Here is a 24,743-nt window from a genome sequence, read left to right on the forward strand (position 1 = left end):
GGTTCTGGTGTTGGCGTCGGTGATGGCGCTGGTGTTGGTTCTGGTGATGGCGCTGGTGTTGGTTCTGGTGATGGCGCTGGTGTTGGTTCTGGTGTTGTAGATTCGCCTGTAAATACCAACTTGTAGTGTACAGGATTCAGCAATTCATCTGTGGCAGTAACACTGTAATTTTTAATGAAGAAGGGATATATTTTGTATATTCCACTAGTCATCATAATACCATTATCGAGAACCTGTAATGCTTTTGCAGTATACGTAACAATCATAGATTGGTCAGATGCACCCCGAGGTATATCGAACGTAATTGTCTTTTTATCTTCATCGATAACTCCAACATGATCATCCAGCGAGAAAGAAGTAATGATTTTATCTCTATTTATATATCTAACGTTAACGATAAAATCACGAGTTTCAAACACACCATCCACATACACTCTTGCAGTCAATTTAACTTCATGATCCATATCATCTAGCGTCCGATACACTCTACCATCCGAACTAATGATGGAAGGGTCGCTTGATACCCAAGATATGGATGAGCCATATTTTCCTCCAATCGGTAATCCTACCTCCGAACTTCTAACCCCATCGGCCGTATCCCCATTCTCATAACTGATCTGCAACTCGTCTAATGCTTCACGAAGCTTATCCTCTGGTGTGGGCTCGGCTTTCACAACGTTAAGGATAAACTCCTTCGTTACTGGAGCTTCACTTCCGGCTCGAAGTGTTGCCGTAAGCGTTACCTGCTTATCTCCACCTACATATGGAGGACGTTTGACGACACCCTTGTTAGTGATAATTGTTGGATCAGAAGAAGACCATGACACAAATACTTCATTTTCAATTTGAATAGGTAAATCAATGCTCCACGTTACATGCCTCTCAGTTTGACCACCGTTGAATGGTAATTGTAATGAATTCTTGGCATCTTGTAATTTATGGTATGTTGCCCAAGTTACTGTGACCGGGAATGTACTTGAGACTTTTCCATCACGTGATGCAGTAATATTTGCTGTACCCTCCGTTATACCCGTCACGATTCCTCCTGGAGATACAGTTGCAACAGCTTCGTTGTCAGAATTCCAAGTAGCTGTTGAACTAATATCTGTAATCGTGCCATTGTTCATCATACCATTCGCGGTCAGTTGTATCTCATAATTAGGCGAAAATTCAAATGGTCCTACAATATAGATTGAATTAGCCTGTGGTTCAGCTGCAAAGGCAATGTTACCGGCTCCATAAAAATCCTGGATACTAGCCGGAGGCAATACCAATGGTGATAACAGAAGAACCGAAAGAAATAATGATGCTTTTTTGTGCAGTTTCAAGCAGAAGACCTCCATAAGATGTTATATAATGACACAGAAAAATGAAATAAATTCGCTTTAGTATAGCAAGGCTCACTGAACAAATTCTGAACATTATAAGAGGTTGAATACGAAAAATATATAAACGTTTTGTATGCTGCTTAGCAATGATTTAGCAGGAACCCTAAGCTACCTAATGTCATACAGCGGAATGCGGCGTCCCTCTGCTTTTCTATGTTATGCTGGGCCACGGCTTCCTCTTTTATGTTCCCAATTACCAGCACAAAAAAAGAGCAAGCCACCTTTTGGATGACCTGCTCTTTTTCTTCATTTATGGCCCTCTTCTTAATGACATTGCCAAAGAGGGATCTTGATGTTATTAGTATTGATTCGATTGTCCGCCATCAATAGGAATGACGGCACCATTAATAAATTCGGATTCGCCGGATAGCAGGAAGGCAACAAGACGACCTACTTCTTCAGGTTTACCAAAACGTCTCTTAGGGTTTACGCTAACAAATTCTTTGCCGGCTTCTTCCCATCCTTCTTCGCCACCGATTTGTTTAAGGGAACCGACAACCATCGCAGTCATAATCGCCCCTGGAGCGATAGCGTTGATGCTCAGGTTATATTGTCCGTACTCGATTGCTGCATTTTTCGTCATACCCGATACAGCATGTTTACTTGCGACATACGCCGCCTGATTCAGAACTCCACGAATCCCGCCAACAGAGGCAACATTGACAATGGAACCGGATTGTTGCTCTTTCATCACGGGAAGAACGTATTTCATGCCATAAAAGACACCTTTAAGGTTAATGTCAATGACTTTGTCAAACACTTTACTGTTATATTCAGCTGTAGGAGCCTGAGTACCTTCGATCCCCGCATTGTTGTAGAATCCATCGATGCGACCGAACTTTTGAACCGTATCATCTACATATTTTTGAACAGCTTGCTCATCAGATACATCAGCAGTAAGAAGAAGAACTTCTGCCTCAGGTGCAACTTCAAGAATCAATTTCTTCGTCTCTTCAAGTGCAGGTTGATTAAGGTCAACGAGAGAAAGCTTGGCACCTTCTTTTGCGATTTCAAGTGCCGCTGATTGTCCAAGACCTGAGCCTGCTCCAGTAATTAAAATAACTTTTGATTCAAAACGTTTACTCATGATCCATACTCCTTTATTAAGTAAATTAACGAAATGTTCGTCTATTTTAGATGAGAATAGAATTCTCAATTAAAAACCTTACATTGGCAATAATAAATCACAAAAAATTCACTTGCAATAATCAAACTCCATCCCATCTGTCCGCTAAACAACGTTTTATATTCATATGTTCACCCAAGTAAGCAAAAATAAACATTTGTCATCGATTATGTTGAAACTGTCTCTGGATCCGCGCGAGCGCTCATCAAAAAAAGTCACTCAGGAACAAATCCTGAGTGACTTTCGGCTATTCTGGGAACCACAATGCAAGGACTTCGGAAGGAGTCCAAGTGTATATTGATGTATGAGCTTGACGGCAAATATAGATGACCTCTTTGTAAAGGACACGATCCCCGATGTGGTATGACGTATTCTCAGCCCAAGCCTTAGGTACATCCGGTTCTACAACTGGAGGTGATGATTCGAAAGTAGTAACAGTAATCACATTACTCGTTTCAGATACATTACCAGCAGAATCCTTGGCTTTGATTGAAAATGTATACGTCGAGCTTGATTTCAGACCGGTTACCTCATAACTTGTCACGGTTCCATTAACAGTAGCGATCCGCTCTGATCCTTGGTAAATGTCGTAGCTGCTAACAGCCACATTATCCGTTGAACTGGACCACATCAGACTTACTGATGCTGCACTCACGGTATGTGCGTGAAGATTACTTGGAGCCGTTGGAGCTAAAGTGTCAGGTATGGTTGCAGAAGTTGTCTGCACTGTAATCTCCGAACTGAGAGGGGATCCATGACCTGCAGCATCAATCGCTTTTAACGCATAGACATAAGTTGTTCCTTGACTTAATCCAGTTACATCATAGGATACAAATGTTCCTGGAATAGTCGCAATCTTATGTCCATTTTGATAAAGTTCATAACTCATTACACTCACATTATCAGTCGAAGGATGCCAGCTAAGTGTAAATGATTTTGTCGTGATGTTGCTAGCTTTTAGATCTGTTGGAGCTGTTGGCGCTGTTTCATCGGTATTTGATCCACTTCCACTACCCGATTTCATTAGATTTACGTCAAGCGCTTGATAAAAGGCATTACCAGTATCAGCGATTTCCCATACGCCAAGAATAACATGATAACCGGTACGGTCTGCTGGTATTTCACATTGATGTGAGACCGATTTTTCTGGCAATTTCCCTCCATCACTGTAGGTACAAAACAGTTCTAAATCCTTACGCTCAATCGGAGCATTAGGGTTCCAGTCTTTCTTGGTTATGTAATATTTCCATTCTTTTGTTGCATGTGCTGCTGTCAATTTCCAGGTAAAGGTTTGGCTTCCTGTTTGCATGTCAAGCTTCGTCCAACGTTGTGCCGTTTGAGTATATAACTCCGGAAAAATACCTCCACCTGTAATTTCCCCATCGGACGGGCCTCCCACCGGAAAGTTCCCTTTTGCTTCCACACTCTGTGGTTCATATTGAACCTGACCGCAGTTACTATTGAGATTCTGTTGGCATAAGTATGCACGACTGGCTGGTGACTCTAGGTAACCATGAGCTGAGATGACATTTGCATACATTAGCAAAAACAACATACCCGTTGCAAATACCAGGATCGTTTTCGGTATCAAGGATGTGTTCCTAACACCTGAGATCGAGAAATAAGTTGACATAATAATCCTCCTGTAAAGTCTGATGATGTGAACAAGAAAATTTTATAAAATTTTACATGGAGCTGTAAGAGAACAAAGTTCTAATTTCTTTTGGATAAAAAAACCTTGTATTGATATTTGTTTTGTTGAAAAACAGGAGAATAGTCATATTTGCTCTTGGTTTGAGCATGTGATAACTGAGCCGATTAATGGGATTAAATGCTGGAGATAAAAGGAATATCCCTGTTATTAATTAGACGCGGCCCCAATGAACAAGCCGCTCCTCTCTTAGTAGAAAGAACAAAAAGCCGCTAAAAGCGACTTTTCTGGTTGAATATACGTTATTTTAATTTGTCTCTTCGAATATGCACCTTGCACCTCACCTGAAGGATAAGAAAACTCGGCGATAATTATAGGAATACCTACCTGTTTGTTAATGGCAGTCACGATTTTTTATACATAACCATTTTAGTTTGTTCATTTATAATGAAGTCTTCCTTTATAGCTTATCTTGGCTAGTGATCTGATTAGGGTTTTGAGTATCAAATCGTTTCATACCTTGCTTCGTTGACAAATAGAATTGCAATTGTTAGCATAACCTGAGTTACAGAGACAAGGAGGTTATCCCTATTCAACCCCGACAACGCCAGGAGAATGAGCGAAGCGAGCTGAGAGAGAAACGCCGTTTAAGCATCATTGAAGCTGCCATTTCTATTTTCACACAGCAAGGATTCGAAAAGGCTACCATGCAGGAAATTGCCACGGCTGCAAGCCTCGGGGTAGCTACTGTATTCCGCTATTTTCCCAAGAAAGAGCATTTGATTGTTGCTGTTGCTTCATATATTGTTCAGTCCGAAGTGGTTATCTTTGAAAAGATTGTGCATGGAGAAGGAACATGTTACGAGAAATTAAACGAAATATTTGACACCCTGATTTTCTTTCAGCTAGCTGAGCATCAACAAAACTCCAAGTTGATTGAAGCCTTTGAATGTTACGTTGCGCTCTCCAAAGAGCCTGTAGAGCATATGGAATTGTATCAAACGGAATATAACAAAATTATTGCTCTGTTTACCGAACTGGCAGCACTGGGAGAACAGGATCGTTCGGTCCGTGCCAGTTCAAATTCCGTCAACATTCTACTTACAATGATGAATGTATTCGGAACATTTTCCAAGAAAATGTCCATGCTGGAAGGTATCGATGCATTCAACACTCGTGTTGACCCGTCCGAGCAATTCAACTTACTGAAAGGTCTTTTCCTAGAGTCTTTGAAACCTTGACTTCAATGACGTTTGAATGCTGCTAACTGATTCCTGAAATCCGACGGAGAAGGCGCTGCAGTTGTAGGCAGCCCTCTCATCCTCTGCCTTTTTACATCTGGTGAGTAGACGTAACTTAGCCATGTTTTTCACCAGAGACCGTCTTTCTAATGATGGTTTGATCAAAACCACTGGCGGCTTTATGGTTTTCTCTCATAACGGATTCACCTTCTACATCGATGTTAGGCAACAAGCGATCAAGCCATGCAGGGATATACCAGGCACTTTTTCCAAGAATGGTCATTACCGCTGGCACAAGTGTCATACGCACGATGAATGCATCGACAAGTATGCCAAATGCCAGGGCTAATCCCATGGATTTGATAATGGTATCTTCGGCAAAAATAAAGCTGGCAAACACGGCAATCATAATCAAGCCTGCAGCAGTAACGACTGGTCCACTATGGTTTATCCCGCTTTTTACCGATTGTCGTGCATCTCCAGTATGGGTGAAGTCTTCACGCATTCGGCTGACAAGGAACACCTCATAGTCCATGGCAAGTCCAAACAGAATTCCAGTGACGAGAATTGGAAGGAAACTAAGCACCGGCCCAGGTTCAGGAATACCGAACAAATTGGCCAGATAACCATCTTGAATGACCCAGACAATAAAACCGAGTGTTGAACCCAATGTAAACAGAAAACCAAGTACAGCCTTAATCGGTACAAGCAAAGATCGAAAAACGAGCATGAGCAGTACAAAAGCCAGACCAACAATCAATAAAGCGAACTTAGGTAATGCCTGTTGCAATTTCTCTGAAATATCAATGTTAACCGCAGTCCCACCGGTAACCATAATCTCGACCTGTTTATTGTTTTGTTGATCGGCTTTTTTACGTATAGTCTCCACCAGTTCAGTCGTACGAATGTCGTGCGGGCCTGTCTTAGGTAACACTGTAATGATGGCTGCATTTCCCGATGGACTCGGTATTGCAGGTGTTGCACTAGAGACATTCGGTAGATCGCTGATATAAGCCGTTGCTTGAGCGATTGCTGATTGAGGGTCCTCACTATTATTAGCTTTAGCTACAATAACCAGTGGGCCATTGAACCCTTCACCGAATCCCTCAGCCATTAGATCATATCCACGACGCTCAGTCGTTTCTGTCGATTTCAGGCCATTGTCCGGCAAGCCCAGCTGCATATGCAGAAAAGGCAAGGTACACATGATTAAGACGGCAATACATAGAATGGTCGTAAGCCAAGGCTTTCTAGTGACAACTCGACTCCAAGCGTTTTCGTTTGTTTTCTCCTTTTTGCTCCCAGACCATTTTCTCAGCCAACGATTTTCGCGAGACGGACTAATGCTGTCTCCTGCTGCAGCTAATATGGCTGGTACGAGAATGATTGCAATGAGGACAGCTACAAATACGCTAATAGCAGCCGCTAGTCCCATCATCGTAATGAAAGGGATTTGTACGACGGACAAACCCACTAGCGCGATAATTACCGTCAGTCCTGCAAATACAACCGAGCCTCCTGCTGTTGCATTAGCCTGAGCGATGGCTGTTTCTCTGTCAAATCCTTCTGCCAACTGCTGACGGTATCGTGACATGATAAATAGTGCATAATCAATACCGACTGCTAAAGCAAGCATGACTGCTAACGTAATGGAGAATGATGACATTGATACGAAATTTGAACCAATAATTATAGTCATTAGACCAATTCCGAGTCCAATAACTGCTGTTAGTATGGGAAGTCCTGCTGCTAGAAACGAAGTAAACGTAAACGCTAAAATCATGAAGGCAATAAGGATACCAATGACTTCTGATATGCCCCCGACTTCTATTTCAGAAAAAGCAACGCTGCCTCCAATTTCGGTTTGAATCCCTTCCTTATCGAGCCGCTCTGCAATGTTCAACACATGCTCCTTCGAGCTCTCATCCACTTCACTAGCGGGTTTAGAATACGTTATGTCTGCATAACCAATCTTTTTATCCGCGCTTAGAGTCATTGATTCAAATGGGCTCGCTACAGATTTGACTGACAAATCCGTTTTTACATCTTTCAGGGCTTGCCGAATGTAATTTTTGTTTGCTTCGGAAGTCAATGAATCATTTTTCGCTTTGAAAATGAGCCTGATCTGACCACCGTCATCTGATGATGGAAACTCTGAATTTAGTACTTTCGCTGCCTGATCCGACTTCGTTCCTGGTATAGTCATTTCACCCGTAAACGAAGTACCCATACCAAGTCCTAAAGATGCAAGCACAATAAGAAGTGCTAGTCCCATCGTAATGACCATTTTCCGTTTTCTCGTTGACCAAACTCCGAGACGATATAACCATTTTGCCATAACTTATTTCTTCCCCTTTCACTTCCACAAAAATCCAAGAGCTATCTAAGGAAATGCTCTGTACCCTCATGTTAACGAAATAAAACCAAAAAAAAATCGTACGAAAGGGCAAGCCTTTCATGTACGATGGGGCATAGAAGGGATAGGTCATAACGGGCATACCATTTTTTATCTTTGATTACGAAAGAGGGTGCCTTACAAGTTATAGGTTTACAAGTGTAAGATCCCCTTTTCGACAGCTACTGCAACTGCTTCTGATCGCGAATTCACTCCGAGTTTGTTGTAAATGTTGGTGAGGTATGCTTTTACTGTTCTCTCGGCAATACCCATATCAAAAGCAATATCTCTGCTGCGTAAACCACGAGCCACGGCTTGTAAAACGAGTAACTCCCTCTCACTAATCAGAGTTGACTCCTTGTCAATTAATAGTTGTGACTGTGTTTTGGGTTCTTGAGCAGACTTCGTATGAAACGCAAAGACTCTTGACGTTATTTCAGGTTGAAGTAGTGTTTCTCCACGAATGGCAGAATCCAACGTTCGAAATAATTGTTCTCGGCTCGTATCCTTGAGCAAGTACCCTTTGGCTCCAAGAGAAAGTCCCTCAATCATCAGCTCATCTTCGTTGTATGTCGTCAGAATAATAACCGGTATACGAATGTGTTGCTCGTTCATTCGTTTCAAGGTATCCAAGCCACTGAGCCCCCCCGGCATATTTAAGTCCAGTAGAATGACATCTGGCTGTTTGTCTAACATAATTCGGATAGCTTCTTCCCCTTCCTCAGCTTCTCCGACAATCAGATAGTTTTCACTGGTCTCCAATATTAATTTAAGTCCTTCACGCACCACCCAATGATCATCTACGATGAGTATGTTATATTTCATTCAGACTTCTCCTTTTCCAAGTGGAACGCGAAACAAAATAGTCGTTCCTTGTTTTCCGCTCTCAATTTCAATGCTGCCACCTATCAACCTGGCCCGTTCATTCATCCCGATCAAGCCATAGTGCCCGGCTTGTTTTCCGATTCGGTCTACGCTAAAGCCCCTTCCGTTATCTCGTATAATAAGATGGAAATCTTCATTTTCTATAGCCATATGAATGGTTGCGCTCGTTGCCTTGGCATGCCTGGCTATGTTCATTAGCGATTCACTTAAAATGTGCAATACGTGCTCCATGCCTACTTTGGATATGGAACTAGGAGCATTCCCGTCCAAAAGGACTTCGATTCCAGTCGCCTGTTGGAAACGTTGAATTTGTTCCTGTATTGCCTCTCCAAAGGTAATAGCCGGCGTTGCCTTGGTACGAAGATCATCAATGGCTTTGCGTGCATCAGCCAATGTTTTGCGTGCTTGGCCCATTGAACTGCGGATAATCTCGTGGGCGCGCGGAAAACCTCCTCGATTCATGTGCTCATCGACGGCCTCCAGCTGCATTATAATACCGGCGAGTCCTTGAGCTAATGTATCATGCAGATCTCTTGCCATACGTTGTCTCTCGCTTGTTAGTGTCAATTCCTCTACTTTTTGATGAGCCTGCTCCAGCTCATGCAGAAACGTTAATGTCCTAACACGGGCATTGACCTGACGATAGAAAAGCACCGCATAGGATACTACGACAACGATCATCATTAACAGTAATAGAATTAACAAGACGACATCCATACCAGATCGTGTAAACAGGGTTACCGTGCAGAATAATAAATATAATACAAACGCAAATAGTACAATTTTTGCCGTCTCATAGTATATGGCAAGGGTCTGTCCAATCAACACCGGAATCAAACCAATCAATACAGCAGGCATACCATCTGGCATTAACATGGCACTACCGAAAATCAACCCTGATTGAAGAAGTATGTAGAGTAATTTAGATCGTTGTATAAGTTTGTTAACTTCCCAGTACACCATGGTATGAATTAACATTGCAGCTACAAAGAAAATACTGGGTACTAATATAGGGGTTGACATGGTTTGCAGGATCAAAGTAGCCGTGGCAACAAGCCAAAGCCAGATCATGATCGGAATACGTGAGGACGCAATCGGGTCCGTTTCTTCATTTATTCCGGACGGATTCGTCTTCTTCCGTACTATTTTCATGGGATCACCTCTTGTATAAGTCATTATAGTCCAAAACACAACCAAAAAGATGTACGATCGTGCATGCCCTTTCGTACATACCCTTTTGTAATGAAAAATCGTCCACAAGCTAGACTTAGGGACGATGATTTTGAAGAATTATGTAAAACTTCCTAAATGGTCACCCTCTGGCCATTTCCCATTTTTGTAGCTAAGGGGTATTCAACATGTTAAAAGGGAGAAGTTTGACGTTACAGAAGGTGAACTTGAACCAACTATTGCTGATCGGAAAAATGAATGAACTAAAACATAAAAGATAAGTGTGCTTGTAGTTTTATTACAAGCACACTTATCTTTTGATTAGTAGAGGTTCTTGCCAATTACTCGCTCTAGGCTCAGCGCATGATGGAAGGCAACCTTTTTGTTAGGATGTACAGTGAATGATTAGAGTGTGATGCCACCATCTGCGAGGATGATTGATCCTGTCATGTAACTGGAATAATCAGATGCAAGAAACGCAACGATCTGGGCGAGTTCTTCTGGCTCTGCATAACGCCCGATCCGCATATTCGGAAACTCTTCAGGTACGTAGCCGCTCTCCAGCAGCGATTGGGGAACCGCAGCCGTCAATGTTGTAGCTACACCTCCTGGACAGATGGCATTGATGCGAATACCTTTGCGTACATATTCAATGGCCGCCGCTTTGGTCAAACCCGCAACCGCATGTTTGCTTGCGGTGTATGCACCCAGACTGTGTTCAGCACGAATGGCCGTAGTGGACGCAGTATTGATGATATGGCCGTATCCCTGTTTATCCATAATCTGCAAGGCATATTTCATACCTAAAAAGATCCCTTTCACATTCACATCCATGATCCGTGTAAATTCTTCCTCGGAGATATCCTGGAAACGTTGGAATTTCTGGAGTATACCCGCGTTGTTGAATGCCACGTCAATTTTTCCATAGACTTCTACTGCTTTTTGAATATAGTTTTGCACATCGCTCTCTTTGGATACGTCAGCTTGTACAAAAGTAGCTTCACCGCCATTTTCGCGAACCAATGCTAACGTTTCTTCCCCTGTCTGCTCATTGAAATCAACCAGTACAAGCTTCGCTCCGCGAGAACCCATAATCACGGCGCTGGCTCTTCCGATTCCACTTCCAGCTCCCGTAACAACGATCACTTTACCTTCCAGAGAAATCCCTTCTTTATTTCCTTTCGGTGCACCATTTTCTTGCTTCTGGGCTGTTGCTCCTAATTCAATGGCTGCCAGTTCCTGCTTCAAAGTCTGAAGTGTAGACAAAGGAATGTCTACCTGAGGCAATGCAGCTAGTTGATCCAACGTAAAGTTAGTGGCCATCTTGAACGTTGGTTCCTTCACGAATTCCGGCAAATGCTTTTCCAGTACAGCAAACGATTCTGCGTTGTTCAACAATTCACCAATTCGGATATTCTCGTCATAACTCATTAGGTTCATCTCTCCAATATATTAATAATTTAGGTTCAAACTATTATTTCGATTAGTATACGACTGGAAAAGCTTTGAGTCCCCGGATGATCATACCTGGCCTCCACTCCAGCAGTTCCGCATCCGTATTTAACCGGATCTCCGGCAGCCGGTGAAGTAAAGCGTTGATCGCAATTTCGCCTTCAAGTCTCGCAAGTGGAGCGCCAAGACAATAATGAATTCCTTTACCAAATGCAATGTGATCATTGACTTTGCGAGTAATGTCAAACGTATCGGGGTTTTCATATTGACTGGAATCCCGATTCGCTGAGGATAATGCGACCAGCATCATATCTCCTTGGCGAATTTGTATTCCCTGAAACTCCACATTTTCCGCAGCCCATCGAACATTGCTAATTTCAGCCGGCCCATTAAATCGCAGCACTTCCTCGACCGCCGCTTGAATCAGATCCGGTTGATCCATAAGGAGTTGCTTTTGCTGCGGATGTTCCAGCAGCGCCAGCATGCCGTTCCCAATCAGATTCACTGTTGTTTCATGCCCTGCTATGATGAGTACGAACACAAGTGCATATAATTCCTGCTCCGTTAGTTTGTCACCTTCTTCCTCTATACTGATGAGATCGCTGATGAGGTCCTGTTGAATATGATTGCGCCGCTCCGTGATCAGTTCTTGTAAGTAATCTACAAAAGCCTTCATCACTTCATCGCTCTCCTGGTTCATCTGCGGATTGCTGACACTCTCCATAATGGTGTTGGACCAGGCTCTGAATTTGTCTTGATCCTTCAGCGGAACACCTAGCATTTCACAAATAACGATAATGGGCAGCGGGAAGGCATAGTCCTCGATCAAATCAAACTCCCGAGTGTTTCCTGCCTGAATCTTGTCCAGCAATTCATCGCTTATTTCCACAATTCGTCCCCGCAGCCTCTCAATCATGCGGGGAGTGAATGCCTTCTGAATCAAGCGCCGCAGTCGACGATGATCTTCTGGACCAACACTGATGAGATTCCGTGAAATAATCGCCTGATGCGGAGGAAGGGACTCCTCCGATTCATCGCTCCTGTTATCGAGAACTCCGGTTACAAAGCGACCATCCTGCAAAATGTTGACGGCATCCTCATATCGGGTAACCATCCACGCAGCATGCCCACTGGGCAGTAATAGTCGATGGACAGGCTCTTCGGCACGCAGCTTTTCGTAGACTGGGAAAGGCTGCTGAATGAAAGAATGATCCAAGAAATCAACTTTGGACTTGGAACGACCTTGATTTTCATTGGTAAACATCGCGTCACCCCTCAAAATGATAGTTATAATATCACTACAATATAGAGACTATCACATTTCTCGATTCACTTTCAATTAAGTTCATTTAATCCCAGTAATACGCGATAACCCGTATCTTCCTAAGGATTCACTCGTTCTTCCAGTTCTTTTACAATTTGAGGATACTTCTCATCCAAGTCGTACTTGCGCAAGCAGATATACGTAAGAACGAATATCACTAAAGGAAGATATACTGTCAGAACCAGGATGCTGGTAATCGCAGAATCCGCCTGTGTTACTAACGCTCCGTCGTAGCTTCCTATGGCAAGAATCCAGCCGATCATCGCGGCAGCGAGGCCCGAACCAATTTTAACGCCAAAGCTGTTTGCGCTATTGACCATCCCAACTAAGCGTTTACCTGTCTTCCATTCACCGTATTCCACAGTGTTGTTCACCAACACTCCGCCTACAGCCATCATTGGAATGGTTGCCAGTGTTGCGATACCGCCAAGTACTATAGCTGCAATAAAGTTATATGGCATGAAGCAACGAATAAGTGATGAAACGATGCCAAGAAGCATGCCTATCCGTGCAGTTCTAGTAAGTCCGAATTTCTTAATCATGGGTCCCACCATAACAAATCCCAAAAAAACCGGGACTAATCCAACTGCCCCCATGATTCCGATCAGGTTCTCATTCCCGAGGATATACTTGGTGTAATAGATTCCTGTTGAACCATTAAGCGTATACAGCATGTTGATCAATAACTGAGCAAATAGCATGATGACCCAGTATTTGTTCTGGAATAGAAGCCTGATGCTTTCCCAGAAGGGAATGTTATCGCTTTCAACAATACTTGCACCAGCGTTGTTTTCTTTCGATGCTAAGAAGGTCAGGATTAAGGAAATGAAAGATACAATACCCAATACAACCGCAACGATAATCCATGCTTTTTGATCCCCACCAAGCATATTGGTTATTGGAATTAATGTGATAGCGATAATCATCCCAATAATATATCCAAAGATGGTTCGGGTAAGGCCCATCTTACCGCGTTCTTCTACACTTCTGGTACGGATCGCCATCAAGCTTCCGAAAGGAATCGCAATTCCCGTATACACAATGGCTGAAGCAAACGCTACTGTAGCTAACGCATAGAAGGTTTTTACCGTTGATGATGCCTCTGCCGGCACTGTGAACAGTAATATGATGGATGCCAGGGTGGGTAGAGCCATCCAAAGAATCCAAGGTCTAGCCTTTCCATATTTGGATTTGGTCGCATCAACGATTCTACCCATCAGCAAGTCTGCTATTGCATTGATAAATTTGGTGATGAGCATGATCGTACCCACTGTGGCAGCTGCAATCCCTACCTTATCTGTATAAAAATAAGTTAACATCCCGATCAGTCCGTTGATGGAGTTTAAAGCTACTTGGGCTGCTCCGTCGCCTAAGTAATGGTAAGGGCGCATTGTTTTCTGAATTCCTTGGGCATCAAGGCCTAATGCCCTGGACTTTTTACTTCCCTTTCCAACTGGTGGATTAAAAATATCCCGTTCTGCTTTCATTGCTGTTCCCCCTTATTCTTTCGCTTCATGGTACCGCTTTCAAACATTATTTTAGTCCTCCACAAAGCATAAATATGGTAACCTCATTATTTTTTTAGTAATTTTATGTTGGAGCTTCGCTTTTTTTATGCGCTATAATTTCGTTATTCAAAAACGAATTTCTGTAATCCAAAAAGGCGCTGCTTGTTTCCTGCAGCGCCTTCTATATTCTATTCTTTCCCCTTTACACCTAGGAGGCATTGAGCATTTGAATGACTCTTCTAAATAACTGTTCGGTCTCCTCTGGCGTATTGGCGAGCAATTCGCTTACAGATAAATCATAAGCATATTGAATCATCGGGTGATCCAGCATACCGGGAGCGTGCTCGTTTAACATTCGCACTGCTGTGGGCTCTTCCACAATCTCTTTGAGTGTCGAATCCATCGTAAACCGTTCTCTTTCGAGACTGGTTTGCGTCGCATATTCGAAGCTGTAAGATCCGGAACCAACCTCCACAGGCACAGGTTTCTCAGGCAGTACAATAATTGCGGTTGTATTTGCTGGTATCGTTACATTTACAATAATGTTACCCGCCCTGCATGACCAAGAGCTTTTTATCTCTCCGTAGACCGAATCAAAAGCAGCATCTACCGAACTGATTCCTCGGATGAATTGAGGTTTGATCAGAATCTTCTTATAACCTGCCTCAATTGGATTAATTCCCGCGAGTTTTCTATACATCCATTCCCCAATGGATCCATAGGCGTAATGATTCAAGGAATTCATACCTGATGTATCGAAATCACCATTAGGCAGAATGGAATTCCACCGTTCCCATATCGTGGTAGCCCCTTTTTTTACGGCGTACAACCAAGATGGGAAATCCTCTTTCAGAAACAAGGTACCAGCAAGGTCATGCAGGTCATTGTCCGATAAGGCATGGCACAGATATGGAGTACCAACAAATCCTGTCGTGAGATGGTTTTTATGTTTCGCTATATTGTTTTCAAGCGTCTTGCGAATCCGATCCTTGTATCTTTCCTCAGCAAGGTTGAAGTGTAGCGCTAACACGCAGGCCGTTTGAGTTTCGCTGACCAGTCTGCCAGTTGAAGAGATATATTCTGCATTGAAAGCCTGTTTGATCTGGCTGTGCAATTCTTCGTAGCGGACGGCATCTTCGGTTTTGTCCAGAAGCTTGGCTGTCTTTGCAACCAGTTCGGTCGAATATGCATAATAAGCGTTTGCTACCAGATAAACATCTGTAGCCCCTGTTCTATCGTTACTAATCTCCTCTTTGTCCAACCCTAACCAGTCCCCATATTGATAACCAGTCTGCCATAGTCCATTGGTTCCACAACGTGCAGTAATATAATCAATCCACCCCTTCATGCTGTCATATTGTTCTCGCAGCAATCGAAGATCTCCATAGGTTTGGTACATGACCCAAGGGACAATAACAGCGGCATCGCTCCAGGCAGCAGCACCTTCCTGATTTCCAAGAATGTTAGGAATGACATGGGGAACCCCATATTCCTCCGTCTGCTCAGAGGCAAGGTCGCGCAGCCATTTCTTGAAGAAGGAAGCAACATTCATATTGAACGCAGCGGTCCCGGCAAATACTTGGGCATCTCCTGTCCACCCTAGACGCTCGTCTCTTTGAGGGCAGTCCGTCGGTATATCCAGAAAGTTACCTCTTTGGCTCCACTGAATGTTGCTTTGCAGCTGGTTCACCATGGCATTGGAGGTCACGAAACGGCCTGTTTCCTCCAGACTTGAATGCAGCACGCAAGCTGTGAATTGATCGAGCTGGATCTCATCTACCCCTTCAATGGCGATATACCGAAATCCATGGAAAGTGAAATGAGGACGGAATATTTGATCTTTACCGTTACAGATCAATCGATCAATGGATACTGCCTGTCTTAACGTATCCGGATAGAAATTTCCTTCCTTATCAAGAACCTCAGCATGCCGTATGGTTATCGTTTGACCTTTCCGCCCTTTGGTTCGAAGCTCTACAAACCCAGTAAGGATTTGCCCGAAATCTATGACACATTCTCCTTTTGGAGTTGTAATCAACTGAAGTGCAGGGAGCCTTTTTGTAATTTTGACAGGTTCACTTTCCTGAGCAACAAGGCGATACTTATCGTAAGAGGTTGTTTCCACATGAAAGGACTGACTTTCATGAAAACATGAATCATAAGTCTCGCCCATGTAAATTTCACTTGAACGGATGGGTCCGGTAGTCACCTGCCAGGTTTTGTCGGTTGCAATGATCTCTTTTGTTCCATCCGTATAGACAATATGGATTTCAGCAAGTGCAGCAACTCTATCCCCGTAATGGTTCGGAGTGCAAGTAAAACCAAATATGCCTTTATACCAGCCATTCCCCACCGTAATCTCTATTTTATTCTGGCTCTCCAGCATCCCGTCCAAACGGTAAGTCTGATACTGCAATCGCTCGTTGTAATTCGTCCATCCAGGTGCAAAGTAGTCTTCTCCTACTCTTGTCCCATTGATCGCAATTTCATAAACACCGAGGGAAGTGGTATAGATTCGGGCTTGCTGAATTTCCTTTTCGACAGAGAATTCTTTGTAGAAAACGGGTGGAGCACTTTCTTCGCTCGGGAATGGATGTGTGATCCACTCTGCCTGAAAGTTGCTGCCTTTCAGCAACCCGGTCTCAAAATGTCCTTCCATGGCTGCGTGATTACCTTGGTTATCCCAAACTTCGACTTGAACTTGATATAAAGTCGTGGCCTGCAAACGAGGACCAACGTATTCTACTAAAACGGAGACGTCTTCATCCTTCTTTCCAGAATCCCAGATTTTCTGCATATCTTGTGTGACTATGATTCGGTAAGCGGATTGCATAACGTCCTGTTCAGTAGAACCTAATTTCCATGAGAATCTCGGGTTTAGTGTGTCCAGTCCAATCGGATTTTGCATGTATTCAATCCGGAAATCTTTTAATTCCATGAGATAACCACCCTTCAACATAGATCGTGTACCAATATGATAACGCTTACTAAAATATCATAAAGAATTTTCCTCAACCAATATGGTAATATCATTGTAATTTTGTAATTTTCATGTGATAAGATAAATAAAAAAGGAGCCAAACACAAAATGGATCTAAAACGTCAATGTAAACTCATTGCTGAACTTTTTGATATGTCCATCTTCTTCGTAAGCTCCTCCGGAGAGGTTCAATTCGAACTGTTAGGTAATCGAATACTTAATCCGCTGTATAAAAATGATAAACAATTCTTTTTTTCAGTGTTGGGGTTTGATCCATCCGTGTGCAAAGAAGATCCTTCAATTGTAAGAACGATGTTTTTTGAGAACTACATTCTAATTCGTATTGGTAACGATCTGAACCATGAAGGAACCATCATTTTAGGACCTTCCCTTCCTTTTAGCTTGATTGAACATAAAATAAATGGGCTTATCAATGACACAGATCTCTTTGCCAACCGGGAACAAGTATATCATTATTATCAGTCTGTTCCTGTGATAACCCATGAGAGGCTAATCAACATCACGATCTTGGTTAATCAAATGTTTAATCATGAATTGATCGAAGCTGAGGATGTAGTACAGGACTATTTGCGCGGTATGTATATCAAGGAAAACGAAATACAAGGTTCCATAAATTCTTCAAAAGGCTATGATGAGACGCTCCATCACAATCCACTGAATGAAAAGAAATTGTTAACGATCGTCAAGGAAGGTAAATTGGATATGCTTAAGCACTTTACACAACTTGGTCATGAAAATACAGGAGTCCTGTCCAAATCAAGTCATATCCGTTCTAAAAAGAATCTTGGCATCATCGGTATAGCTCTTGCAGCCAGAGCTGCAATTGACGGGGGTCTCTATTCGGAGATTGCTTTTTCGGTAAGTGATGTTTACATACAGCGCCTCGAGGATCTACGGACCGATAAAGAAATCGATCAATGCTGCTTGGAAGCATTTTTTTCGTTGACCGAGAAAGTCTCTCAGGTTAAAGCATCACAGCATTCTAAAATCGTTACACTTTGCAAAAATTATATATATAACCACCGTTATTCCAAAATTACACACGAGGAAATTGCTGAACATGCCGGTATCAGCCCAAACTATCTGTCTGTATTATTTAAAAAAGAAGTTGGGGTTCCCGTGAATGAATATATTCAACAGATCAAAATTGAGGAAGCTAAACATATGATTCAATTTACGAGCACTCCTCTTTCTGAAATCGGGTCTCTTTTGAGTTTTACGGATCAGAGTTATTTCACTAAAATCTTCAAAAAACATTCAGGCAGAACCCCTAAGCAGTATCAACAAACACATCATATGATAGAGGAATAAGCCCGGGCTGCGCCGGGCTTATTCTAATGATGCATGCATTCAACGGTTAATAGCGGATAAGATGCTCTGCAGTGTTTCTTCTGTGAACTGACCGTTGCTCATAAGTGCTGCATTGTGCAATGTGGTACCCATGATTAAATCCTGCATTCCCTCACCCAGTCCTGCTTCATTCCCGTCATATTGCCCCATCGCACCCATAATTTCAGCTCCAACGGGATGCTGCAGCAATTCACCGAATGTGGAATGCCTGGTAATTGGTTTGGTAACTATAACGCTCGATTCTACCTCTATCGTCTCAACGAGTTCAATCTCTCTTGAAGATTTTCCGACCATAATGTCGAATTTACCTGTCTCCACATGCCAGTCTTTCAGCTTAACATCGTAGTAAGCAAAAGCTCTTTTGTCCAATTCAAAATGTACGGTGGTCTCTTCACCAGGCTGAAGTGAAACTTTGGTGTACCCCTTCAATTCCTGAAGAGGTCGTGGGACCGTCGATTCCACATCACGTACATATAGCTGAACGGCCTCTTTGCCCGCTGTTTCACCCGTGTTTTTAACTTTTGCTGTAACCTTTACACTGCCGGTATCTTTGATTTGTTTATGACTAACCTGTAGATCACTATACTCAAATTGGGTGTAGCTCAAACCGAAGCCAAATGGAAACAAAGGCTCCACATCTCTTGTATCGTAATGACGGTAGCCCGTAAAAATACCTTCTCGATATTCGGCAGTCTCGCCGTCTCCGGGGAAATTCAAGTACGACGGATTGTGGATCAGTTTTTCAGGAAATGTCTCAGCCAGTTTTCCGCTTGGATTTACGCTTCCAAAGAGAATATCAACGATCGCACCGCCCAAAGCCTGTCCTCCAAGGTACGCCTCCAATACAGCCTTAACTTTATCCAGCCAAGGCATTTCAATGGGACCTCCGTTGCTCAATACAACAACAATATTCTCTTGAACCTCTGCGACTGCTTCAATTAAAGTTCTGTGATTTTCAGGCAATTGAAGGTGTTTCCGGTCGAAACCTTCAGACTCATAACGTTCAGGCAGCCCGGCAAAAATCACTGCAACCTGTGCATTCTTTGCGGTAGCTACTGCTTCATGAATCAGTTCTTCGTTTACAACATCTTCGTCTAACGTATAACCTGCCGCATACGAGATGCTTGCACTGTCAGTAGCTGTTTTAAGGATTTCTTCATAGATGTTATCCAGCTTCGTCGGCATAATATGTGAACTACCGCCGCCCTGGTAGCGCGGTTGCTGCGCAAAGGCTCCGATAACCGCGATGGTATCTTCCGTGTTTAGAGGGAGAATGCTCTCCTCATTCTTAAGCAGGACCATGCATTCACTTGCAATCTTTCTGGCCAACTGGTGCTGAGCCTCTACATCAACCGATACTGACTTCCGCTGGCGATCTACAGCTTTGAATACAAGTGACAACAATCTCTCAACAGACTGATCCAGCACCTCTTCGCTTAGCTTTCCCGATTGAACAGCTTCAATCATTTTCTTGCATCCCGCACCGCTGCTGGAAGGCATCTCCAGATCCAGACCGGCAGCTAGTCCCTGATCCCGTTCATTGACAGCTCCCCAATCCGACACCACTACACCTGCAAATCCCCATTCTTCCCGGAGAATTTCAGTCAGTAACCGGCTGTTTTCCGAACAAAAAGCACCATTTACTCTGTTATAACCGGCCATGATGGTCCATGGCTCTCCCTCTTTCACTGCATATTCAAAGCTAGCCAGATAAATTTCCCGTAAAGTCCGTTCATCTACCACCGCATCGACAGACATTCGCTTATATTCCTGGTTGTTTACAGCAAAATGTTTGATGGACGTACCTACGCCTTGACTTTGTACGCCTTGTATATAACTAGCTGCCAAAGTTCCCGATAAAAAAGGGTCTTCAGAAAAATATTCAAAATTTCGGCCACACAGCGGGGAACGCTTAATATTCACACCAGGCCCCAAAACAATGGAAATATCCGCTGCCGCTGCTTCTTGTCCGATTGCTTTCCCCATCGTATGGGCAAGTTCACGATTCCACGATGAGGCCACTCCACTTCCGGATGGGTAGCAGGTAGCTGGTACACTTTTGTTTAAGCCTAAGTGGTCCGCGCTTCCCTCTTGTTTTCTAAGTCCGTGAGGGCCATCTGTCATCATAATAGAGGGAACCCCAAGGCGGTCGATGGATATGGTATTCCAGAAATCTTTACCTGAGCAGAGTTCTGCTTTTTCTTCCAATGTCATTTGACTGATCATTTCTTTCAAATTAGGATTCATTCGCTCTCCTCCGTTGGCAAATATAAATAATGAAATCGGTTACTTCATAAGAGTAGATGAAATGACCCTAAATATATGGTAAAATCGTTTCCTTTTTGGAAAAATGATATTTAATTTATAATGTGTGAACTTCGTAAGTGCTAACCTTATTTCTGCTTATGAAAGAAAGCATTATAGTTGCCTTAATCATAGAACTAGTTAGCGCCTCACGAATCAATGGAACTGAAAAACATTCAAACTGCTATGAACATTCTGCCTTGATATCGCTTAACCACTGCCAAAGAAATCACAGTGCAATATGTATCTGTGTCCATTATCCAACAATGATACAAGGACAGATACACTCCGCCCTTGTTTCTGCTGCGACACGAAACAAAACTTAAACAAGCGATTCGTTCCTTTTCCTTCGTCTGTTTTTCTTTGATATTCCTCGCGATGCACTTTTCACTATGTTGCTAAATAGAATTTTCCGTATAACCTCCAGGTTGATCAAGATTCACAAGATTTAGATGAGACACCAGCTCTAGCGGGCACAATTCCAAATCTAATTCACTTGCTCTTCAAAGATTCTGACTGGTAGCTCGCAGTAAAAAGACACTGATGAAGAACATCAGTGTCTTTTATTTCATATTTATTCACCATCATCAAGTATTAACGTTGAACGCAGAATCATTCAATTTAGCCCTATCCGCTGTAACTGACTTCACTCTCTTGTAAACAATTCAATCAGAGATGTGTAATTTAAAGCAACTTAATTAACTCTTCTAACTCATCCACCAATACTTTGGCAAGTTCAAAATTAGTCTCTTTTAAAGCCAATTCTATTTTCATTTCAACTGATTTTTTCTGTTGTTCAGTTTCTAAATAATCTTTATTAAAATGACTAGCATAAATCATCTGTCTAAATTCCTGCATACTCATTTTGCTAATCGTTTTATCGTCAATGATTAAAACATAATCCATACCATTTACAACAGAATAAAAATCATGAGAAATCATGAGAATCGCACCTTTGTAGTCTTCAATAGCTTTCTCCAGTGCAATTTGTGAGTAAGTGTCTAGATGGCTTGTCGGTTCATCAAGAAGCAACACGCCCGCTTGACTACCAGAAACTTTAGCCAGTTGAAGCATGTTTTTTTCTCCACCAGATAATGATTCAATCTTTTGATCAAGGATTTCTCCTTCAAATCCATAATCGGTAAGATGCGATCTAATCTCATCATACGTTTTAAACCCAGCATCTATGAAATCATGTAGTATGGTATTCGAATCATTTAGCATTTCACCTTGAAGCTGAGATAAATAAGCCACATTCACATCATCATTTATTTCAATGGAAGCCTGATTGTTTTTATAGATTTCACGGAGTAATGTGGTTTTCCCGGTACCATTTGGACCGATCAGGGCTACTTTATCTGTTGATTTGATCTCGAAGTTCACATTTTCCAAAAGCAGCTCGTCAAAGGAAACGCTATAATTATTGACTTTCACGACAACGGTGTCTTCGATTTCCTTATCGATACCAAAACGAATATTCGGCTGTTTAATATCGACAAATGGCTCTTTTATCCGACGTGCTTCCAATCTCTCTTGAAACTTGACTCTGGCTTTTAATGCTCTGCCTCTGGAGGCTTCCGAATTATACGTGGCGATCTCTCTGAGATTGTCGATGATATGATCGTATCTCTCAATCTCTTCAGCCTCAGCAACCGCGATTTCTTGCAGCTCGATCTTAGTCTGAAGCAGCGAGAAGTTGTACTCGATATATCGCCCGTCAAACTCTTGGATCTCCGTGTTTTCAAGGTGAATAATTTTGTTGAAACAATGATTCAAAAGATAACGGTTGTGCGTAACAACGAGCAGCATTCCCTTGTGGGAATTAATCAATTTTTTAAGCGAATTTAGGTTTTCAAAATCCAAAAATACATCGGGTTCATCCATAATCAATAAGTCTGGACGATTGAGCATTTCCTTCATTACTTGAATAAGTTTGAATTCCCCACCACTCACGTCGGATATATTGAGATCTTTGAGTTTCATGAGGTTGGCCAGGTTTAGCTGCTTATTAATAGTGTTTTCGAAATTATCCCCATCCATCGATTCGAATGCATCCAAAGCCAATTGAACCTTCTCCATCAGCGAATCCATGTCAGACGTGGTGGACATCTCCGCATACAGAGCTGTGATTTCATCCTGTATCTTAATAAATTCTTCGCCGATATATTCAAATACGGTTGTTTCTTTCGTTTTGTCGACTTGCGGGAACTGACTGACATACCCTATTTTGCATTCCGGGTCTATCTCTAACTTGCCCTCGAACAAATATCTTTCCGGATCTATCAGTATATCGACCAGTGTACTTTTCCCACTGCCACTTGTTCCTATAAAAGCGCAATGTTGTGCCTCTTCTAACGTAAATGAAATGTTGTTATATAGTTCTTTTTGCGGAAATGAGAAGGATAAGTTATCAACTTTTATCATCGTGTTACCTTTCTTTATAACCTAAATGGTGACTATTATTAAATAAATTATTGAACACAGACTTTCAGAGTAACACTGTTTACCAACTAGTTCAATCTATTTAACTTTAATCTTACCTTCCCAAGTAATATAACTGATGTATCATTTATTCACCATTCCCTTTTGCCATCGTGTGGAAAGGAAAACTTCCAAAGTTTCAATGCCTATTTAATGGTATTTTTGCATAGTGTAAAGCAATACACCTAAGCCTAGGATTAAAAAAAAGACTCCGCTCTCTAAGAGGAAGTCTTCAAAAATTTACCCATTAACTTATAAAAAATGGGAGGTAGAATACGAGAGACACTATATCCTTAATACATCATTTCTATATGGAATTCATAAAAAGCTTTGGCCTTGCCTCTCGACAGCGCCTATTTTAATTTTATCTGCTTTTGCCAGTCACGTTTCTAAAATGTAATGACAATTTTACCTACAGCGTGGTGTGTTTCACTCAAAGCATGTGCATCATAAATCCCCTGTCTGCTAAACGGGAATGTTGCCCCTACAATGGACTTCATCTTTTTGTCTTCCATGAGGTCAGCTAATTTCTGTAATTGATCACCATCTGGCTGCAGCCAAATTCCCTTTGCTGATACGTGGTGAGACTTCGCCATTTCATGGTCGGGTTGACCAACAATGGTAATCAGTCTTCCGGTATTGGGTTTAAGCACTTTATAGCTGTTCTCAGCTACTACTCCACCCATCGTGTCAAAGACTAAATCGATCTCTTTTAGAATCTCCTCAAATTTTTCCTTTTTGTAATCAAGGACTTGATCCGCACCCAATGAATAGAGAAGTTCATGGTTTTTTTCACTTGCTGTTGTAACAACGTGAGCGCCGGCATACTTTGCTAATTGAATGGCGTACATCCCTACACCACCTGCACCAGCATGGATAAGTACAGTTTCACCTTCTTTTAGATGGCCATGTGTAAACAAAGCCTGCCAAGCCGTCAAACCTGCTAAAGGTACAGCAGCTGCCTCCTCATATGAGATGGAATCTGGTATTTTTGCCAGTAGGTGCTCATCAACGGCTGTATATTCAGCATATGTCCCGAAACGAGTGGTTTCAGGACGACTGAATACACGGTCCCCCACGTTCCACTTCGAAACGTTTGAACCTATTTCAGAAATAACTCCAGCTGCATCCCAACCTAAGATAATAGGGAATTCCCAATCAAACATTTGTTTTAAGTAACCTTCTCTTAGTTTCCAATCAATTGGATTAATCGATGTAGCCTCTAGTTTTACAACCACTTGATTAGCTTCAGCCCTTGGTTTATCCACTTCCTGCTCAACTAACGCATCTTTACTTCCATATTGATTAATCACTACTGCTTTCAATTTTTTATAACGCTCCTTTAAGCTAATAGCCCTTTTGCATGCAATTCCCGATTATTTATTTATATCTAGTCATTGCGTGTTCATAAATATTTATTTTTAGTCTTACTTATTTTTCAACAACTAATACAATATTATGCAAATA

General features: G+C 42.3%; 15 protein-coding genes. 2 read left to right on the forward strand and 13 right to left on the reverse strand.

What is annotated here, in order from left to right; genetic code table 11:
• The 3 genes from AC3WQ3_RS27755 to AC3WQ3_RS27765 form a co-directional block, all read right to left on the reverse strand.
• Positions 1–1,328: immunoglobulin-like domain-containing protein (locus AC3WQ3_RS27755; RefSeq protein ID WP_492474263.1), on the reverse strand; the 1,328-nt coding region annotated here is incomplete at its 3' end.
• 358 nt (positions 1,329–1,686) lie between these two features.
• Positions 1,687–2,475 (reverse strand): glucose 1-dehydrogenase, encoded by a 789-nt coding sequence (locus tag AC3WQ3_RS27760; protein WP_492474264.1) that lies wholly within the window; start codon positions 2,473–2,475, stop codon positions 1,687–1,689.
• A 286-nt stretch (positions 2,476–2,761) separates the two neighbouring features.
• Positions 2,762–4,147, reverse strand: coding sequence for a lytic polysaccharide monooxygenase (locus tag AC3WQ3_RS27765; protein ID WP_492474265.1), 1,386 nt, complete (start codon positions 4,145–4,147; stop codon positions 2,762–2,764).
• A 674-nt stretch (positions 4,148–4,821) separates the two neighbouring features.
• On the opposite strand from AC3WQ3_RS27765, the gene AC3WQ3_RS27770 reads away from it, so the two are divergent.
• Complete coding sequence (locus AC3WQ3_RS27770) at positions 4,822–5,406, forward strand: TetR/AcrR family transcriptional regulator (protein WP_336782057.1); 585 nt, start codon at positions 4,822–4,824, stop codon at positions 5,404–5,406.
• 115 nt (positions 5,407–5,521) lie between these two features.
• Here the strand turns inward: AC3WQ3_RS27770 and AC3WQ3_RS27775 are convergent, their stop codons facing one another.
• The 7 genes from AC3WQ3_RS27775 to AC3WQ3_RS27805 all read right to left on the reverse strand — a co-directional run bounded on the left by AC3WQ3_RS27775 (position 5,522) and on the right by AC3WQ3_RS27805 (position 17,078).
• Positions 5,522–7,744, reverse strand: coding sequence for an MMPL family transporter (locus tag AC3WQ3_RS27775; protein WP_336781618.1), 2,223 nt, complete (start codon positions 7,742–7,744; stop codon positions 5,522–5,524).
• Positions 7,745–7,954: 210 nt separating this feature from the next.
• Complete coding sequence (locus AC3WQ3_RS27780) at positions 7,955–8,626, reverse strand: response regulator (protein WP_336781619.1); 672 nt, start codon at positions 8,624–8,626, stop codon at positions 7,955–7,957.
• Complete coding sequence (locus tag AC3WQ3_RS27785) at positions 8,627–9,838, reverse strand: sensor histidine kinase (protein ID WP_492474266.1); 1,212 nt, start codon at positions 9,836–9,838, stop codon at positions 8,627–8,629.
• 423 nt (positions 9,839–10,261) lie between these two features.
• On the reverse strand, positions 10,262–11,020 hold the full coding sequence (locus AC3WQ3_RS27790; protein ID WP_492474273.1) for an SDR family NAD(P)-dependent oxidoreductase: 759 nt from the start codon (positions 11,018–11,020) through the stop codon (positions 10,262–10,264).
• Positions 11,021–11,339: 319 nt separating this feature from the next.
• Positions 11,340–12,572, reverse strand: a complete 1,233-nt coding sequence (locus AC3WQ3_RS27795) for a cytochrome P450 family protein (RefSeq protein WP_492474267.1) — start codon at positions 12,570–12,572, stop codon at positions 11,340–11,342.
• Between the two features lie 119 nt (positions 12,573–12,691).
• Positions 12,692–14,119 carry an MFS transporter gene (locus tag AC3WQ3_RS27800; RefSeq protein WP_336781622.1) on the reverse strand — a complete coding sequence of 476 codons (1,428 nt, stop codon included), beginning with the start codon at positions 14,117–14,119 and terminating at the stop codon, positions 12,692–12,694.
• A gap of 229 nt (positions 14,120–14,348) precedes the next feature.
• Entirely contained in the window at positions 14,349–17,078 is a 2,730-nt protein-coding gene (locus AC3WQ3_RS27805; protein WP_492474268.1) for a glycoside hydrolase family 78 protein, read from the reverse strand.
• Between the two features lie 150 nt (positions 17,079–17,228).
• On the opposite strand from AC3WQ3_RS27805, the gene AC3WQ3_RS27810 reads away from it, so the two are divergent.
• Entirely contained in the window at positions 17,229–18,452 is a 1,224-nt protein-coding gene (locus AC3WQ3_RS27810) for a helix-turn-helix domain-containing protein (protein WP_492474269.1), read from the forward strand.
• Positions 18,453–18,491: 39 nt separating this feature from the next.
• Here AC3WQ3_RS27810 and AC3WQ3_RS27815 read toward each other — a convergent pair whose 3' ends face one another.
• The 3 genes from AC3WQ3_RS27815 to AC3WQ3_RS27825 form a co-directional block, all read right to left on the reverse strand.
• Positions 18,492–20,738, reverse strand: coding sequence for a glycoside hydrolase family 3 C-terminal domain-containing protein (locus tag AC3WQ3_RS27815; protein ID WP_492474270.1), 2,247 nt, complete (start codon positions 20,736–20,738; stop codon positions 18,492–18,494).
• A 741-nt stretch (positions 20,739–21,479) separates the two neighbouring features.
• The gene (locus tag AC3WQ3_RS27820) at positions 21,480–23,219 is read right to left on the reverse strand and encodes an ABC-F family ATP-binding cassette domain-containing protein (RefSeq protein WP_492474271.1); all 1,740 of its coding nucleotides are present in this window, start codon (positions 23,217–23,219) and stop codon (positions 21,480–21,482) included.
• Between the two features lie 446 nt (positions 23,220–23,665).
• Positions 23,666–24,601: an NADP-dependent oxidoreductase gene (locus tag AC3WQ3_RS27825; RefSeq protein ID WP_492474272.1), complete on the reverse strand. Its 936-nt coding sequence runs from the start codon at positions 24,599–24,601 to the stop codon at positions 23,666–23,668.
• Between the last annotated feature and the right edge of the window lie 142 nt (positions 24,602–24,743).

Source organism: Paenibacillus sp. FW104-T2, from assembly GCF_058789975.1.